This is a genomic window from Cellulomonas sp. plas2 (assembly GCF_057221735.1).
In genome coordinates this window covers 1640103-1655322 of the sequence record NZ_CM170155.1, presented here as the reverse complement: position 1 = coordinate 1655322, position 15220 = coordinate 1640103, and the positions used below count along the sequence as shown (strand labels likewise).

The 15220-nt window shown below is 75.4% G+C and carries 15 protein-coding genes, 1 tRNA gene and 1 riboswitch; of the genes, 11 read left to right on the top strand and 5 right to left on the bottom strand.

Annotated features, from left to right (window positions below; genetic code table 11):
• Positions 1-213: 213 nt before the first annotated feature.
• The gene (gene aceE / locus AC2TDM_RS07335; protein WP_484636237.1) at positions 214-2955 is read left to right on the top strand and encodes a pyruvate dehydrogenase (acetyl-transferring), homodimeric type; all 2742 of its coding nucleotides are present in this window, start codon (positions 214-216) and stop codon (positions 2953-2955) included.
• 138 nt (positions 2956-3093) lie between these two features.
• Here the strand turns inward: aceE and AC2TDM_RS07330 are convergent, their stop codons facing one another.
• On the bottom strand, positions 3094-3816 hold the full coding sequence (locus AC2TDM_RS07330; RefSeq protein ID WP_090030598.1) for a hypothetical protein: 723 nt from the start codon (positions 3814-3816) through the stop codon (positions 3094-3096).
• Positions 3817-3974: 158 nt separating this feature from the next.
• Here AC2TDM_RS07330 and AC2TDM_RS07325 point away from each other — a divergent pair, with 158 nt between their 5' ends.
• From AC2TDM_RS07325 to AC2TDM_RS07295, 7 genes are all read left to right on the top strand, one after another.
• A complete protein-coding gene (locus tag AC2TDM_RS07325; protein WP_484636236.1) occupies positions 3975-5192 on the top strand; it encodes a PucR family transcriptional regulator in 1218 nt (405 codons plus the stop codon).
• A gap of 146 nt (positions 5193-5338) precedes the next feature.
• Positions 5339-6322: an ACP S-malonyltransferase gene (locus AC2TDM_RS07320; RefSeq protein WP_484636235.1), complete on the top strand. Its 984-nt coding sequence runs from the start codon at positions 5339-5341 to the stop codon at positions 6320-6322.
• The gene (locus AC2TDM_RS07315; RefSeq protein WP_484636234.1) at positions 6319-7323 is read left to right on the top strand and encodes a beta-ketoacyl-ACP synthase III; all 1005 of its coding nucleotides are present in this window, start codon (positions 6319-6321) and stop codon (positions 7321-7323) included. Before AC2TDM_RS07320 ends, AC2TDM_RS07315 begins: the two co-directional genes overlap by 4 nt.
• Before the next feature lie 193 nt (positions 7324-7516).
• On the top strand, positions 7517-7765 hold the full coding sequence (locus tag AC2TDM_RS07310; protein WP_090030591.1) for an acyl carrier protein: 249 nt from the start codon (positions 7517-7519) through the stop codon (positions 7763-7765).
• Positions 7766-7853: 88 nt separating this feature from the next.
• Positions 7854-9098: a beta-ketoacyl-[acyl-carrier-protein] synthase family protein gene (locus AC2TDM_RS07305; RefSeq protein WP_484636233.1), complete on the top strand. Its 1245-nt coding sequence runs from the start codon at positions 7854-7856 to the stop codon at positions 9096-9098.
• 139 nt (positions 9099-9237) lie between these two features.
• Positions 9238-9639 carry a cupredoxin domain-containing protein gene (locus tag AC2TDM_RS07300; protein ID WP_484636232.1) on the top strand — a complete coding sequence of 134 codons (402 nt, stop codon included), beginning with the start codon at positions 9238-9240 and terminating at the stop codon, positions 9637-9639.
• A gap of 13 nt (positions 9640-9652) precedes the next feature.
• Positions 9653-10114: a hypothetical protein gene (locus AC2TDM_RS07295; protein ID WP_484636231.1), complete on the top strand. Its 462-nt coding sequence runs from the start codon at positions 9653-9655 to the stop codon at positions 10112-10114.
• Between the two features lie 52 nt (positions 10115-10166).
• Here AC2TDM_RS07295 and AC2TDM_RS07290 read toward each other — a convergent pair whose 3' ends face one another.
• The 3 genes from AC2TDM_RS07290 to AC2TDM_RS07280 all read right to left on the bottom strand — a co-directional run bounded on the left by AC2TDM_RS07290 (position 10167) and on the right by AC2TDM_RS07280 (position 11600).
• Positions 10167-10667 carry a DUF3145 domain-containing protein gene (locus tag AC2TDM_RS07290; protein WP_090030584.1) on the bottom strand — a complete coding sequence of 167 codons (501 nt, stop codon included), beginning with the start codon at positions 10665-10667 and terminating at the stop codon, positions 10167-10169.
• 131 nt (positions 10668-10798) lie between these two features.
• Positions 10799-11287 (bottom strand): peptide deformylase, encoded by a 489-nt coding sequence (def, locus tag AC2TDM_RS07285; protein WP_484636230.1) that lies wholly within the window; start codon positions 11285-11287, stop codon positions 10799-10801.
• A gap of 82 nt (positions 11288-11369) precedes the next feature.
• Positions 11370-11600, bottom strand: coding sequence for a BldC family transcriptional regulator (locus tag AC2TDM_RS07280; RefSeq protein ID WP_090030580.1), 231 nt, complete (start codon positions 11598-11600; stop codon positions 11370-11372).
• 16 nt (positions 11601-11616) lie between these two features.
• Positions 11617-11691: riboswitch (cyclic di-GMP riboswitch) on the bottom strand.
• A gap of 331 nt (positions 11692-12022) precedes the next feature.
• Between AC2TDM_RS07280 and AC2TDM_RS07275 the strand changes: the two genes are divergently transcribed.
• On the top strand, positions 12023-12538 hold the full coding sequence (locus AC2TDM_RS07275; RefSeq protein WP_484636229.1) for a hypothetical protein: 516 nt from the start codon (positions 12023-12025) through the stop codon (positions 12536-12538).
• A gap of 62 nt (positions 12539-12600) precedes the next feature.
• Here the strand turns inward: AC2TDM_RS07275 and AC2TDM_RS07270 are convergent.
• Positions 12601-12674 (bottom strand) — tRNA-Ile (locus tag AC2TDM_RS07270).
• Positions 12675-12810: 136 nt separating this feature from the next.
• On the opposite strand from AC2TDM_RS07270, the gene AC2TDM_RS07265 reads away from it, so the two are divergent.
• A complete protein-coding gene (locus AC2TDM_RS07265; protein WP_090030576.1) occupies positions 12811-14439 on the top strand; it encodes a methyl-accepting chemotaxis protein in 1629 nt (542 codons plus the stop codon).
• Between the two features lie 88 nt (positions 14440-14527).
• Entirely contained in the window at positions 14528-15154 is a 627-nt protein-coding gene (locus AC2TDM_RS07260) for a hypothetical protein (RefSeq protein WP_484636228.1), read from the top strand.
• Positions 15155-15220 lie beyond the last annotated feature (66 nt).

Here is a 15220-nt window from a genome sequence, read left to right as displayed (position 1 = left end):
GGGGTGCCCGGTGTGACTTTCACCCGCGCAGGGCCGGATGATGGTCATGACAGCGACCGTGCCGGGTCGCGCCGGCGCCGCAGGGGGTGCCCGGCACCCCCGGCGGCGCGGTCCGTGGTGGGCGCCGTCGCCGGCGGTGCGTGCCGCTCACCCGGCAGGCAGCAGCCCCGCCGGCTGCAGACGAAGGAAGCACCGACGAGCAAGGAGCACTCCGTGGCTTCGATCGACGAGACGGGCCCGCTCATCGGCGGCCTGCTCAGCCAGGTCCCCGACATCGACCCCGAGGAGACCCAGGAGTGGCTCGACTCCCTGGACGGCCTCATCGGCGACAAGGGCGGCCCCCGCGCGCGCTACGTGCTGCTGAGCCTGCTGCGGCACGCACGGCAGAAGAACGTGGCGATCCCGACGTCGCTCAACACGCCGTACGTCAACACGATCGCGGTGCACAACGAGCCGTACTTCCCCGGCGACGAGGCCATCGAGCGGCGCTACCGGTCCTGGATCCGTTGGAACGCCGCCGTCATGGTGACGCGCGCCCAGCGCCCGGGCATCGGGGTCGGCGGGCACATCTCGTCCTACGCCTCCGTGGCGACGCTGACCGAGGTCGGGCTCAACCACTTCTTCCGCGGCAAGGACCACCCCGGCGGCGGCGACCAGGTCTACTTCCAGGGGCACGCCTCCCCCGGCGTCTACGCCCGCGCCTTCCTCGAGGGCCGGCTGTCCGCCGACCAGCTCGACGGCTTCCGCCAGGAGCGGTCGCACCCCGCCGGCGGCCTGCCGTCCTACCCGCACCCGCGCCTCCTGCCCGACCTGTGGGAGTTCCCCACCGTCTCCATGGGCCTCGGCCCGGCGAGCGCGATCTACCAGGCGTGGACGAACAAGTACCTGCACCACCGCGGCATCAAGGACACCTCGCAGCAGGACGTGTGGGCCTTCCTCGGCGACGGCGAGATGGACGAGCCCGAGTCGCGCGGCATGCTCCAGCACGCCGCCCAGCAGGGCCTGGACAACCTGACGTTCGTCGTGAACTGCAACCTGCAGCGCCTCGACGGCCCCGTCCGCGGCAACGGCAAGATCATCCAGGAGCTCGAGGCGCAGTTCCGCGGCGCCGGCTGGAACGTCATCAAGGTCATCTGGGGCCGCGAGTGGGACACCCTGCTCAACGCGGACAAGGACCGCGCGCTCGTCAACCTCATGAACGTCACGCCGGACGGCGACTTCCAGACGTTCCGCGCCGAGAACGGCGCCTTCATCCGCGAGAACTTCTTCGGCCGCGACCCGCGCACGAAGGCGCTCGTCGAGAAGATGACGGACGACGAGATCTGGGCCCTCAAGCGCGGCGGGCACGACTACCGCAAGCTCTACGCCGCCTACAAGGCCGCGCGCGAGCACACGGGCGCCCCGACGGTCATCCTCGCGCACACCATCAAGGGCTACGGCCTGGGCTCCGGGTTCGCCGGGCGCAACGCCACGCACCAGATGAAGAAGCTCAAGGCCGACGAGCTCAAGACGCTGCGCGACAGCCTGCACATCCCGGTGAGCGACGGGCAGATCGACGCCGACCCGTACCTGCCCCCGTACTACAACCCGGGGCCGGAGGACGAGGCGATCCGCTACATGCTCGACCGCCGCAAGGCGCTCGGCGGGTTCGTGCCGGAGCGCCGCTCCGTGCACAAGCCGCTCGCGCTGCCCGAGCCGAAGGCGTACGAGGGGCTGGCCAAGGGCTCGGGGCACCAGGAGGTCGCCACGACCATGGCGCTGGTGCGCCTGTTCAAGGACCTGCTGAAGGACAAGGAGCTCGGCAAGCGGCTCGTCCCGATCATCCCCGACGAGGCGCGCACGTTCGGCCTGGACTCGATCTTCCCCACCGCGAAGATCTTCAACACCAACGGGCAGAACTACCTCGCCGTGGACCGCGAGCTCATGCTGAGCTACAAGGAGTCCGAGTCCGGGCAGATCATGCACACGGGCATCAACGAGGCGGGGTCGGCCGCGGCGTTCCAGGCCGTCGGCACCTCCTACGCCACGCACGGCGAGCCCCTCGTGCCGTTCTACTTCTACTACTCGATGTTCGGGTTCCAGCGCACCGGGGACCAGTTCTGGGCCGCGGGCGACCAGCTCACGCGCGGGTTCCTCGTCGGGGCCACGGCCGGCCGCACGACGCTGACGGGCGAGGGCCTGCAGCACGCCGACGGCCACTCCCCGCTGCTGGCCGGCACGATGTCGCACGTCGTCCACTACGACGCCGCCTACGGCTACGAGCTGCGGCACATCGTGCGCGACGGCCTGCAGCGCATGTACGGCGACGACGGCCGCGACCCCGACGTCATCTACTACCTCACGGTCTACAACGAGCCGATCGTCCAGCCGGCCGAGCCGGAGGGCGTGGACGTCGAGGGCATCCTGCGCGGCATCCACCGCGTGGCCGAGGCCGAGGGCGACGGGCCGCGCGCCCAGATCCTGGCCTCCGGCGTGGCCGTGCCGTGGGCGCTCGAGGCCCGGCAGCTCCTCGCCGACGACTGGGGCGTGCGCGCCGCGGTGTGGTCCGTGACGAGCTGGAACGAGCTGCGCCGCGACGGCCTGGCCGCCGACGAGCACACGTTCCTGCACCCCGGCGAGGAGCCGCGCCAGGCCTACCTGACGCAGCGGCTCGCCGGTGCGGAGGGTCCCTTCGTCGCCACGACGGACTACGACCACCTCGTGGCCGACCAGGTCCGCGCGTGGGTGCCCGGCGACTACGCGACGCTCGGCGCGGACGGCTTCGGCTTCTCCGACACGCGCGCCGCCGCCCGGCGCTGGTTCAAGATCGACGGCCCGTCGACCGCCGTGCGCGTGCTGCAGCAGCTCGCGCGGCAGGGCGCGGTCGACGCCGACGTCCCGGCGCGGGCCATCGAGAAGTACCGGCTGCACGACGTGGCCGCCGGCACCTCGGGCAACGCGGGCGGGGAGTCCTGACCGCGGCGCCGAGCGCCTGACGCACGACGAGGGGCCCGCTCCGACCGGACGGTCGGGGCGGGCCCCTCGTCTTCGCCGCCGGCGGTCTGCGTGCGACGACGTGTGGTGCAGGTGGCGGTGGTGCCGGTGGTGCGGCCGTCAGGCGCCGGCCGGCGAGCCGCCGGCCGGCGAGCCCTCCGCGCGGGCGACGAGCGCCTGCAGCTCGGTGCGCAGGTCCGCCACGGCACGCTGGCGCGGGTGCAGGTCGAGCGCGGCGATGTGCTGCTTGGCCTCGCCCGGACGGTCGGCCTCGAGCGCGGCCAGCACCAGCTCGCGCGCGACCTCGGGGTCGTGCTCCTTCGGGCGCCAGTGGCCCACGCCGAGGTTGAGCGCCTCGACGGGTCGGCCGGCCTGGCGCAGGAGCCCGACGGCGGCGACCAGGGCACGGCCCGAGTGGTCGCGCTCGACCGCGGTCGACAGGCGCCGCGCGGCGCCCTCGGGGTCGTCGCGGACGGACAGCCGCGCGACCTCGACGAGCGGGTACCACGCCCGGGGGTTGCCCGCCAGCTCCTCGCCCAGCGACCAGACGGCCAGGTCGGCCGCCTTCTGCCGCTCGGCGTCGCGGTCGGCCGTCACGGCCTCCTCGGCGTGGCCGGACAGCGGGTCCTCGTGGGCGACGGCCTCGGCCGCACGGCGACGGACGATCTCGGCGAGGGCGACGAAGGCCTTCTCGTCGTTCGGGTCGTCGCCGAGCATCGAGCGCAGCGCGTCCTCGTGCAGGGTGTCGCCGCGGCGTGCGGCGCCGGTCGGCCGGCGGGCGCCGACCCGCGACGCGGACACCGGCCGCCGCATCAGCTGACGGAGTCGGGGCAGCAGAGCCATGCGGCGACACTAACGGGGAATCGCCCGCGCCACCCCATCTGCAGGCCAAGAACGGGTGCGACGGCGCCCTCCCTCCGCTCGGCGGGACCCGGCCGCAGGGCCGTCCACCCGGCCGCAGGTTTGTCGACTCCCCACAACCCTCCCCCTATGCTCGCGCCATGACCTCCGTAGCCGGCCGGGTCGCGGCCGCGGTCGACGACGTTCCCACCACCCCGGGCACCGAGACCCAGCGGCGCGTGCGGGACGGCGCCGGGCTGCTGGCGGCCGCCGCGCTGCGCCGCCTGGACGCCGACCTCGACTGGTACCGCCAGCTCCCGGCGGACGACCGCTCGTGGGTCGGCCTCGTCGCGCAGGCCGGCATCACGGCGTTCGTCACGTGGTTCGCCGACCCCTCCCGCCCGCCGCAGGGCGTCGGCGAGATCTTCGCGACCGCCCCGCCCGAGCTGACGCGGTCCATCTCCCTGCAGCACACCCTGCAGCTCGTGCGCGTCGTCGTCGACGTCGTCGAGACGCACTCCGACCAGCTCGCCGCCCCGGGCGAGGAGCGCGCGCTGCGCGAGGCCGTGCTGCGCTACTCCCGCGAGGTCGCCTTCTCCGCCGCCGAGGTCTACGCCCGGGCCGCGGAGGTCCGCGGGGCGTGGGACGCGCGGCTGGAGGCGCTCGTCGTGGACTCCCTCGTGCGCGGGGACGTCGACGACTCCCTGCGCTCCCGGCTCGGGGCCCTGGGCTGGCGCGCCCGCGGCGCCGCGCTCGTCGTCGTGGGCACGACCGCCTGGCCGCTGGACGGGGTCCGCGCCGCCGAGCTCCGGCGGGCCACGCGCCGGGCCGCCGACGACGCGCTCGTCGGGATCCACGGCGACCGGCTCGTCGTGTTCCTCGGCGGCACGGGCGACCTGCAGGCCGGCGCGCGGTCGCTGCTGCCGCGGTTCGGGCCGGGGCCGGTCGTCGTCGGGCCCGCCGTCACCGAGCTGGCCGACTACCCGAGGTCGGCGCGCGCGGCGATGGCGGGGCTGGCCGCGGTCGCCGCGTGGGACGGCGCGCCCCGGCCGGTCGCGGCCGACGAGCTGCTCCCCGAACGCGTGCTCGTCGGGGACCTCGAGGCCCGCGCCGCGCTCGTCCGGCAGGCCTACGCACCGCTGGCCGCCCACACCGGGGCGCTCCTGGAGACCCTCGCCGCGTACCTCGGCGCCGGGCGGTCGCTCGAGGCGGCGGCCCGCACCCTGTACGTGCACCCCAACACCGTGCGGTACCGGCTGCGGCGGGTCGCCGAGACGACGGGCTGGGACCCGCTCGACGCGCGCGAGTCCTACGTCCTGCAGACCGCGCTCGCCGTCGGCCGCCTCGGCGACGCGACGGCCCGGGTCCCGTCGGCCTGACCCGCGCACCCGTCCGGCAGGGCGACGGCACCGCCCCTACCGGTCGGGCGCTCCCGCGGCCGTTGTAGGGGTGGGACAACGTCACCCGGAAGAGTTGGTGCCCGCCGCGACCCGGCGGCCCCCGGCGCTGACGGCAGGCTGAGGAGGTGCTCGCCCTCCTCTGCCCCGGTCAGGGCGCCCAGTCCCCCGGCATGCTCGCCCCGTGGCTCGAGCTGCCGGCGGTGGCGGCGGCCGTCGACGCCGCCTCCGAGGTCACCGGCCTCGACCTGCGCGCGCACGGCACGACGTCGGACGCGGCGACCATCCGCGACACCGCCGTGGCGCAGCCGCTGCTCGTCGCCTCCGCGCTGGCCAGCCTGCGGGCCGTCCTCGACCTGGCGCCCGACGAGCCCCTCGCCCCGGCGGTGCCAGCCGCGGCGGACCTCGTCGCCGGGCACTCCGTCGGCGAGCTGGCGGCCGCCGCGATCACCGGGGTGCTCACCGAGGCCGAGGCGCTGCGCCTCGTCGCCGTGCGCGGGGACGCGATGGCGCGCGCCGCCGCCGCGGCGCCCACGGGCATGTCCGCCGTGCTCGGCGGGGACCCCCAGGAGGTGCTGGCCGCGCTGGCCCGGCACGGCCTCGTGGCCGCCAACGTCAACGGCGGCGGGCAGGTCGTCGCCGCGGGCACCCTCGACGCGCTGGCCGCGCTCGCCGCCGACCCACCCACGAAGGCGCGCGTCGTCGCCCTGCAGGTCGCCGGGGCCTTCCACACGTCCCACATGGAGCCCGCGGTGGCGGAGCTGGCGGCGGCCGCCGGCCGCCTCGTGCCCGGCATGCCGGTGGTGACCCTGCTGTCGAACGCGGACGGCACCGCGGTGGGCACCGGCACCGACGCCCTCGCCCGGATCGTCGGGCAGGTGGCGCGGCCGGTGCGGTGGGACCTGTGCCAGGAGGGGCTGCTCGCGCTGGGCGTCACCGCCGTGCTGGAGCTCGCGCCGGGCGGGGTGCTCACGGGTCTGGCCCGGCGTACGCTGCCCGGGGTCGAGACCCTGGCGCTGAAGTCGCCCGACGGGCTCGACGCCGCACGCGCCCTCGTCGCGGCGCACGCCGGGGGCGCCGCCACGGACCCCACCGAGAGGCTCGAGCAGTGACCCGTCCCACCCTGGCCCAGGCCTCCACACCCGCCGCCTCCCGGATCCTCGGGCTCGGCGGCGTGCGCGGGGAGAGCACGGTCACCAACGACGACATCGCGGGGCCGATCGACTCCTCGGACGAGTGGATCCGCCAGCGCACGGGCATCGTCACCCGCCGTCGCGCCGGCGCGGGGACCGACGTCATCGACCTCGCCGAGGGTGCCGCCCGTGCCGCGCTGGCCGACGCCGGCCTCGAGGCCTCGGACGTCGACGCCGTCATCCTGTCCACGGTGACGTGGTTCCACCAGACCCCGGCCGGCGCCGCGGTGCTCGCCGACCGCATCGGCGCCACCCCCGCCGCCGCCTTCGACATCTCGGCCGCGTGCGCCGGGTACTGCTACGGCATCGGCCAGGCGGACGCGCTCGTCCGGTCCGGCGCCGCCCGGCACGTGCTCGTCGTCGGCGCGGAGAAGATGAGCGACTTCGTCGACCCGACGGACCGGTCGATCTCGTTCCTCCTCGGCGACGGCGCCGGCGCGGTCGTCGTCGGGCCCTCGGACACGCCGGGCATCGGCCCGACGGTGTGGGGCTCGGACGGCGGGCAGGCCAGGGCCATCCGCCAGACGCACTCCTGGCTCGACGTGCGCGACGCGGACGCCGGCTGGCCCACGCTGCGGCAGGAGGGCCCGTCGGTCTTCAAGTGGGCCGTCTGGCAGATGGCGCCCGTCGCGCAGAAGGCGCTCGACGCCGCCGGCGTGAGGGCCGAGGACCTCGACGCGTTCATCCCGCACCAGGCGAACATGCGGATCATCGACCAGCTCGTCAAGCAGCTCAAGCTGCCCGAGCACGTCGTCGTCGGCCGCGACATCGCCGACACCGGCAACACGTCGGCCGCCTCGATCCCCCTGGCCGCCGAGCGGCTGCGCCGCGAGGGGCAGGTGGTGCCGGGCGCCCTGGCCCTGCAGATCGGCTTCGGCGCGGGCCTCGTCTACGCCGCCCAGGTCGTCGTCCTGCCCTGACCACCACCGGTCGCGTCCCGGGCCGGACGACCCCCGTGTGGTAGACCCGGGCCCGCACGGCCGCAGCAGCACCGCGGCAGCCCGGGCGGCAGGGAGCCAGCACGAGCGAGCCGGACCACTGCCGCACCACTGCCGCACCACCTGCAGCACCACCCCGCAGCACCGACCGCACCACCGACACGAGGAGAGACCGATGGCGTACAGCGAGCAGGAGATCCTGGCCGGACTGGCCGAGATCGTCGCCGAGGAGACCGGCCTTCCCGCGGACTCCGTCCTGCCCGAGAAGTCCTTCACCGACGACCTGGACATCGACTCGCTGTCGATGATGACCATCGTCACCCTCGCCGAGGAGAAGTTCGACGTCACCATCCCGGACGACGAGGTCAAGAACCTCACGACCGTCGGCGACGCCGTCACCTACATCTCCGGCGCCCAGTCCTGACACCCGCGCGCCCCGGTCCGGCCCCCACCGGCCGGCCGGGGCGCCGGCAGGACCCCGCCCCACCGCCCACCGCTGCCAGGAGGACCCCATGAGCCCCGCCCGCGACGTCGTCGTCACCGGACTCGGCGCGACCACCCCGCTCGGCGGGGACGTGGCGAGCACGTGGGCCGCCGCCCTCGCGGGTGAGTCCGGCGCCCGGACGCTGGAGAACGACTGGGCCGACCGGTACGAGATCCCCGTCCGCTTCGCGGCGACGATCAAGGTCCCGCCGACGGAGGCGCTGTCGCGGCCCGAGACCAAGCGCATGGACCCCTCGGCGCAGTACGCGGTCATCGCGGCGCGCGAGGCGTGGGCCGATGCCGGCAGCCCCGACGTGGACCCGCTCCGGCTCGGGGCGGTCGTCTCCTCCGGTATCGGCGGCATCTGGACGACGCTGGACGCCTGGGACACCCTGCAGAGCAAGGGTGCGCGTCGCGTCCTGCCGATGACCGTCCCCATGCTCATGCCCAACTCTCCGTCGGCGTTCGTGTCGCTCGAGCTCGGGGCGCGCGCCGGGGCGCACGCCCTGGTCTCCGCCTGCGCCTCCGGTGCCGAGGCCATCGGCTACGGCGTCGACATGATCCGCTCGGGCCGCGCGGACGTCGTCGTCGCGGGCGGCACCGAGGCGACCATCCACCCCATGCCGATCGCGGCCTTCGCCGCCTCGCGGACCCTGTCGCTGCGCAACGACGACCCCGCGCACGCCTCGCGGCCCTACGACACGTCCCGGGACGGGTTCGTCGTCGGCGAGGGGTCGGGCGTCGTCGTGCTGGAGTCCGCCGAGCACGCCGCCGCCCGGGGCGCGCGGGTGTACGCCCGCATCGCCGGGGTCGGCCTGTCGGCCGACGGGTACCACATCACCTCCCCCGAGCCGTCCGGGGACGGGCAGGTCCGCGCGATGCGCGCGGCGCTGGCCGAGTCGGGCGTCGCCGCCGCGGACGTGCGGCACGTCAACGCCCACGCGACGTCCACGGTGGTCGGCGACCTCATCGAGGCCCGCTCGATCCGCGGCGTGCTGGGCGACGACGCCGACCACGTCGCCCTGTCCGCGACGAAGTCCATGACCGGGCACCTGCTGGGTGGCGCCGGCGCCCTCGAGACGATCTTCACCGTGCTGGCGCTGCACCACCGCCTGGCGCCCCCGACGATCAACGTCGAGGACCCGGACCCCGAGCTCGTCCTCGACCTCGTGCGGGACACGCCGCGGCCGCTCGGCGACGGCGACCTGGCGGCGGTGAACAACTCCTTCGGCTTCGGCGGCCACAACGTCGCCCTCGTCGTCACGACCGTCTGACGCCCGTCCTCCCGTCCGCGAACGGCGCGGACGTGGCCGCGGCCTGAGAGCCGAGGGCGCGCCCGTGCCCGCCCGGTGCTTGCGGGCGAGGCCTCGTGTCAGCAATGGTTGTTCCCTCAACAGATCGGAGGGTGCTCCCATGAGGAGGAGGTCCCTGCTGGCCGGTGCCGCCGTGGTGCTGCTCGTCACTGCCGCCTGCGGTGGTGCCGAGGAGGAGGCCGCAGGCACCCCGGGGCCCGCGGTGGAGGGCACGGTGCTCGTCGCCACCCTCGGGACCGCAGAGGACCCGGACGCCTTCGAGATCCTGCTCACCGACGAGGCGGGCACCGAGGTGACCACGCTCCCGGCCGGCGAGTACACCGTCCGGGTCGAGGACGCCACGACGATCCACAACTTCCACCTGACGGGCGCCGGCGTCGACGAGACGACGTCCGTCGAGGGCACCGAGGACACGACCTGGCAGGTGACCTTAGAGCCGGGCGAGTACACGTACACGTGCGACCCGCACCCGCCGATGACCAAGACGTTCACGGTCTCCTGAGGGCGGGGTCGCGGTGCGCGAGAGGGGCCGCGGGGGCGCGCCCGGCCGTGCCGGCGGGCGGCCGCCGGGCGCGCGGACGGGGGTGGTCCTACGCGTCCTTGGCGCCCTGGCCCTCGGGGTCTCGGGCTGGGTGCACCTCCGCATCGCGCTCGACCGGCCACCGCTGACGGCCGACGGCGCGCTCACGCTCAGCGGGCTGTTCGCGGCCCAGGCGGCGGTCTGCGCGGTCGTCGTGCTGGCCGTCCTGGGCCGCGGCAGCCGGGCCGCGTGGACGGCGTTCCTCGTCGTGGCGGCCGCGTCGGTCGTCGCCCTCGTCGCGAGCGTCTACGTGCGGGTGCCCGCCATCGGCCCGCTGCCCGCGATGTACGAGCCGCTCTGGTACGGCGACAAGTACGTCGCCGCGGGCTCCGCGGCCGTCGCCGTGGTCGTCGCCCTCGCGGCGCTGGCCGCCCGGGGCCGCCCGCGACGCCGCTGAGCGACCGAGCGGCTCGGAGCCCCCGCTCAGCGCGGCGGCTCGGCGCGCCCGCTCAGCCCACGCGGTGCAGCCAGCGGACGGGGGCGCCGGCGCCGGCGTAACGGAAGGGCTCGAGCTCGTCGTCCCACGCCTGGCCGAGCGCCAGGTCGAGCTCGGCGCGCAGCCGCTGCGGGTCGGCCGCGTGCTCGAGCGCCGCACGCACCCGGTCCTCGGGCACGACGACGTTGCCGTGCACGTCCGTGGCGGCGTGGAAGATGCCGAGCTCCGGCGTGTGGCTCCAGCGCGACCCGTCGGCGCCGGGGCTGGGCTCCTCGGTCACCTCGTAGCGCAGGTGCGCCCAGCCGCGCAGCGCGGACGTCAGGCGCGCCCCGGTGCCTTGCGGGCCCTGCCACGAGAGCTCGCTGCGGTGCAGACCGGGGCCCGCCGGCTGCGGGGTCCAGTCCAGCGCGACGCGCACGCCCAGCACGTTGCCGGCCGCCCACTCGACGTGGGGGCACAGCGCGCGGGGCGCGGAGTGCACGAAAAGAACACCGCGCGTGATCGAGCCTGCCATGCCGTCCTCCTGTCGGTCCGAGATGCGTCTTCCCCAACGACCTCGGTACGACGGGCCGGGACGGCGTGCCCGGCGGTGGCGCGCGGTGCGCCGGGGACAGGATGCACGACCCCGGCCCCCGCGCGCCACCCCTACAGCTGGTCGCGCAGCGCGCGCATGGCCTTTTTGCGGACGGACCGCTCGAGCCGGTCGAGGTAGAGCTTCCCGTCGAGGTGGTCCACCTCGTGCTGCAGGCACCGGGCCATCAGCTCGGTGCCCTCGACGACGACCGGCCGACCGTCGAGGTCCGTGCCCTCGACCCGGGCGTACCAGGCCCGGTGGGTCGGGTACCACAGGCCGGGCACCGAGAGGCAGCCCTCCTCGCCGTCCTGGTACTCGTCCCCGCTCAGCTCGACGATCGTCGGGTTGAGGACGTACCCGACCTCGTCGTCGATGTTCCAGGAGAACGCGCGCAGCGAGACGCCGATCTGGTTGGCCGCCAGCCCCGCGCGTCCCTCGGTGTCGACGGTCTCGAGCAGGTCCTCGACCAGGGCTCGGACCCGCTCGTCGACCTCGCGGATCGGCTCGCAGGGGGTGCGGAGCACGGGGTCGGGGACGACACGGATGTCACGCATGGCCATGCCCCGATCCTCCCACGCGCGGACCCGCACGCCGGCGTCGTGGCCGGCGGGCGGGTGCGCGGCGAGCTCGGGTTCCCGGGGCTCAGTCGGCGGAGGCGGCCTGCTGCGGGACGCCCTGGAGGAGCTGGCGGATCTCCGCCTCGTGGAACCGGCGGTGGCCGCCGAGGGTGCGGACCGCGGAGATCTTGCCGGCCTGGGCCCAGCGCGTGACCGTCTTGGGGTCCACGCGGAAGAGGCTGGCGACCTCGCCCGGCGTGAGGAGCGCGCCCTGGGCGGCCTGGAGCTCGGCGAGGGACGTGGTGGCGGTGCTCATGGGAGCTCTCCTGTCGTTCGGCGGCTCGGCTGACCCGTGGGGCCCCGTGGCTCTGCGTCCCCACCTCGCGGTGGGTTTGCCCTTGTCGCTGACGGCACGAACTATGCCGGAAAGGCGGACATCGCGGCAAGATCCCCCGCCCCGGACGGAAGCGGACGCAACCCCCCGCGGCTGGGCCGTCCGGGTGACCGGTCGAGGGTCGCACGCCTCTCACCGGCGCGGACGTGGCAGGCGCCGGTCGTGTCGACCACCCGTGGTATCACCCGCTGCGGTGGTGTCTCCTCCCCCTCGAGCGGGGCCGACCGGACGAGAGCGGGGTCCACCGGGCACGTGGTCCCGCCGCAAGTGTCAAGGACGGCAGGCCCCCGACCGATGAGGTGACATGCCGCACGGATGCGGCGTGAGAGAGGGGGACGGTCACCATGACGACGACCCTGCACGAGGACGGGTACCGGCGGAGCACGCCGCACCCCGCCGAGGTCGAGCACCGGCCCTGCGCGGGCGCACCCGGCCGCGAGGACCACGAGCCCGTGCTGGACGCGGGCGGCATGACGCTCGACTGGGGCGTCGTCCACGAGGAGGTCGACCTCCGCACGGGCGCGGTGCGCACGGGCGAGTGCTGGGGCCTGGGCAGCGAGCACCACGCCCGGGCCCTGGCCGAGCACATCAACACCGCGTCTCCGGGGCCCGACGAGCAGCTCACCGGCTCCGCGGACGAGCACGGTCGGCGACGGCCGCACGGGCACGCGGCCGTCGAGCGTCGGCACGCGCGCGTCGCGCACCGGTGGGTGGGCGCCGCCGCGGAGGGCACCACGCCCGCCCGACCGGCGCACTGGGACCTCATCGAGACCCTCGTCCTCCAGGTGGCGCGGGCCACGGGCATGCCGGAGAACGCGGTCCGCCTCGGCCTGGGCCTGCCGCTGCCCGACGTCTCCTGAGGGGCGTCGCCGCCGCCCTGCACGGCGCGGGGCCGACTCCCCCGCCACCGCCGGGCGATCGGTGGGGCAGGTGGGGCTTGAACCCACGACCCACGGATTATGAGTCCGCTGCTCTGACCGGCTGAGCTACTGCCCCGTTCGGGTCACGGACGCTACCAGCCGGGGGCGACCGCTCACCGCGCGGCACCCGCTGCCGAACGACAGGACGAGTCGCACGAGCACCCGTGCGCATCAGCCGCCCCCGGTCTGCCGCCCTCGCGCACAGGAGCACCATGAGCCGCACCACCACCGTCACCTCCGGGACGCCCCGCCGCCGCCCGTTCGCGGACCTGTCCGTCCGCTCCAAGCTGCTCGGCCTCGTCGGCGTGTTCTGCGCCGCCGGGCTCGGTCTCGGCACGGCCGCCTACGCCGCGCTGGGCACGGTCTCCGGGCAGACGCAGGACCTGGCGCAGGTGCAGACCGACGTCCTGAGGCCGACGCAGACCATCCACCAGAACCAGCTCAAGTCCCGCATGATCGTCGCGCAGCTCGCCGCGGTGGCCAGCCCGGACGAGGTCGAGCACTGGCAGGCCGAGCTCGTCGAGAACGACGCCGAGCTCGACGCGGCGATCGCCGACGTGCAGACCTTCGTCGACACGACGGCGCCGCTGCCGCACTGGGAGGAGTTCCTCGAGGCCTTCGCCCTCTGGCGGGAGGCCCGTGACGCGGAGCTCGTCCCGGCGGCGCTGTCGGGTGATGCCGCGACGTACGAGCAGGTGCTGGCGGACGTCACGGAACCCCTCAAGAGCGCCTACGTGGACGAGCTGGACGCGCTGGCTGCGGGCGGCGACGCCTGGGCGGCGGGGACCGCGGCCGACGCCCAGACCACCGCGCGCAGCGTGCAGACGCTGATCGTCGTCGGCATCACGGGCACCATCGCGCTGACGCTGGCGCTCGGGCTCGCCGTGGCACGCTCGGTCCGCCGGTCCGTGAGCGGCGTGGAGACCGCCCTGCACGCCATCGCCGAGGGCGACCTCACCGTGGCCGCCGAGGTGCACGCGGCCGACGAGCTCGGCCGCATGGCCGCCACGCTCAACGACGTGCGGGCCCGCCTGCGCGACACGCTCCAGGGCGTGTCCGTGGCCGCCGGGTCGGTCGCCGACGCGACCGGCGGGCTCGACGAGGCCGCCCGGCGCGTGGCGACGAGCTCGGCGGACACCAGCGTGCGCACCGAGGAGCTCTCGGCCGCCGCGGAGGAGGTGTCGCGCAACGTCGCGGTCGTCGCCGCGGGTGCCGAGCAGATGGGCAGCTCCATCCGCGAGATCGCGCAGAACGCCGCGGCCGCCGCGAAGGTCGCCACCCAGGCGACGGAGGTCGCCGCCACGACGAACGACCAGGTCGCGCGCCTCGGGGTCTCCAGCCAGGAGATCGGCGAGGTCGTCCGGACCATCACGCAGATCGCCGAGCAGACCAACCTCCTGGCCCTCAACGCCACCATCGAGGCGGCGCGCGCCGGCGAGGCCGGCAAGGGCTTCGCGGTCGTGGCCGGCGAGGTCAAGGAGCTGGCCGGCCAGACGGCGAAGGCCACGGAGGACATCGCCCGCCGTGTGGACGCGATCCAGTCCGACACGCAGGGCGCGGTGAGCGCCATCGGCCAGATCGCGCAGATCATTGCGTCCATCAACGACTACCAGATGACGATCGCCTCGGCGGTCGAGGAGCAGACCGCGACCACCTCGGAGATGTCGCGGGGCGTGGCGGAGGCCGCGCAGCGGTCGAGCGAGATCGCCTCGACGATCTCCGTGGTCGCGGGCGCGGCGGGCACGAGCTCGCAGGTCGCCGAGCAGGTCGGCGGGTCCGTCCAGGGCCTGTCGCGCATGTCGGCGGAGCTGCACGCCCGCACGGAGGAGTTCCGCTTCTGAGGACGGCTCCTGTGCGGCCCCCGGCGGCGCCGGCACCGGACCCACGGGTCCCGGGGCCGGCGCCGTCGGCGTGCGTAGGGTGACGGGCGTGCCCTCCCTCCTGCGCCCGCGCCGCGCGACCGGCGCCCGGACCGACGCCCGGACCGACGCCCGGAACGAGACCCTGCCGCGCGCCTGGCGACGCCACCTGACGGCCGTCACGCCCGCGACCGGGGGGCTGCCGGACCGCGTGCTCGCGTCCGTCCGCCTGGCCGACGGCCACGGCTGGGCCGTGACGACCCACGCGCGCCTCGTCGTGCTGGACGACGGCGCACGGGACGGCACCGAGGACGGGGGCGGCCCGGCCGACGTCCCCGAGGTCCGGGTCGACCGGCCCTGGACGGACGTCGTCACGGCCTCGTCGGACGGGACGGGTGCGCTCACCGTGCGCTGGGTCGACGGGACCGCCACGACGCTGCCCCTCGTCGACTCCCGCGCCTCCTGGACGTTCGCGCAGACGGTGCGGGAGCGCGTGCAGCGGTCCCTCGTGCACTGGCTGCCCGTCGGGACCCCCGCACCGGCCGGCACGCGCGTGGCGCTGCGCCGCGCGGCCGACGAGTCCCTGACGACCCAGCTCCTCTCCGACGTCCCGCCGGACCTGTCCGACGAGCGCGTCGCCGCCGCGGTGCACGCGGCCCGTGAGGCCGTCCTCGACGCCGCCGGCCTGCCCCGCTGACACCCGGCGTGCAGGTCCCGGCGCTGGTCGGCGGGTCCGCCCACGGGTCTGCCGACCGGACGTGGT

Excerpts from the sequence above, each read along its gene's own strand:
- AC2TDM_RS07330 (WP_090030598.1), bottom strand. The coding sequence starts at position 3,816 with ATGGCTCTGCTGCCCCGACTCCGTCAGCTGATGCGGCGGCCGGTGTCC.
- AC2TDM_RS07325 (WP_484636236.1), top strand. The coding sequence starts at position 3,975 with ATGACCTCCGTAGCCGGCCGGGTCGCGGCCGCGGTCGACGACGTTCCC.
- AC2TDM_RS07310 (WP_090030591.1), top strand. The coding sequence starts at position 7,517 with ATGGCGTACAGCGAGCAGGAGATCCTGGCCGGACTGGCCGAGATCGTC.
- AC2TDM_RS07305 (WP_484636233.1), top strand. The coding sequence starts at position 7,854 with ATGAGCCCCGCCCGCGACGTCGTCGTCACCGGACTCGGCGCGACCACC.
- AC2TDM_RS07300 (WP_484636232.1), top strand. The coding sequence starts at position 9,238 with ATGAGGAGGAGGTCCCTGCTGGCCGGTGCCGCCGTGGTGCTGCTCGTC.
- AC2TDM_RS07290 (WP_090030584.1), bottom strand. The coding sequence starts at position 10,667 with ATGGCAGGCTCGATCACGCGCGGTGTTCTTTTCGTGCACTCCGCGCCC.
- def (WP_484636230.1), bottom strand. The coding sequence starts at position 11,287 with ATGGCCATGCGTGACATCCGTGTCGTCCCCGACCCCGTGCTCCGCACC.
- AC2TDM_RS07280 (WP_090030580.1), bottom strand. The coding sequence starts at position 11,600 with ATGAGCACCGCCACCACGTCCCTCGCCGAGCTCCAGGCCGCCCAGGGC.
- AC2TDM_RS07275 (WP_484636229.1), top strand. The coding sequence starts at position 12,023 with ATGACGACGACCCTGCACGAGGACGGGTACCGGCGGAGCACGCCGCAC.
- AC2TDM_RS07265 (WP_090030576.1), top strand. The coding sequence starts at position 12,811 with ATGAGCCGCACCACCACCGTCACCTCCGGGACGCCCCGCCGCCGCCCG.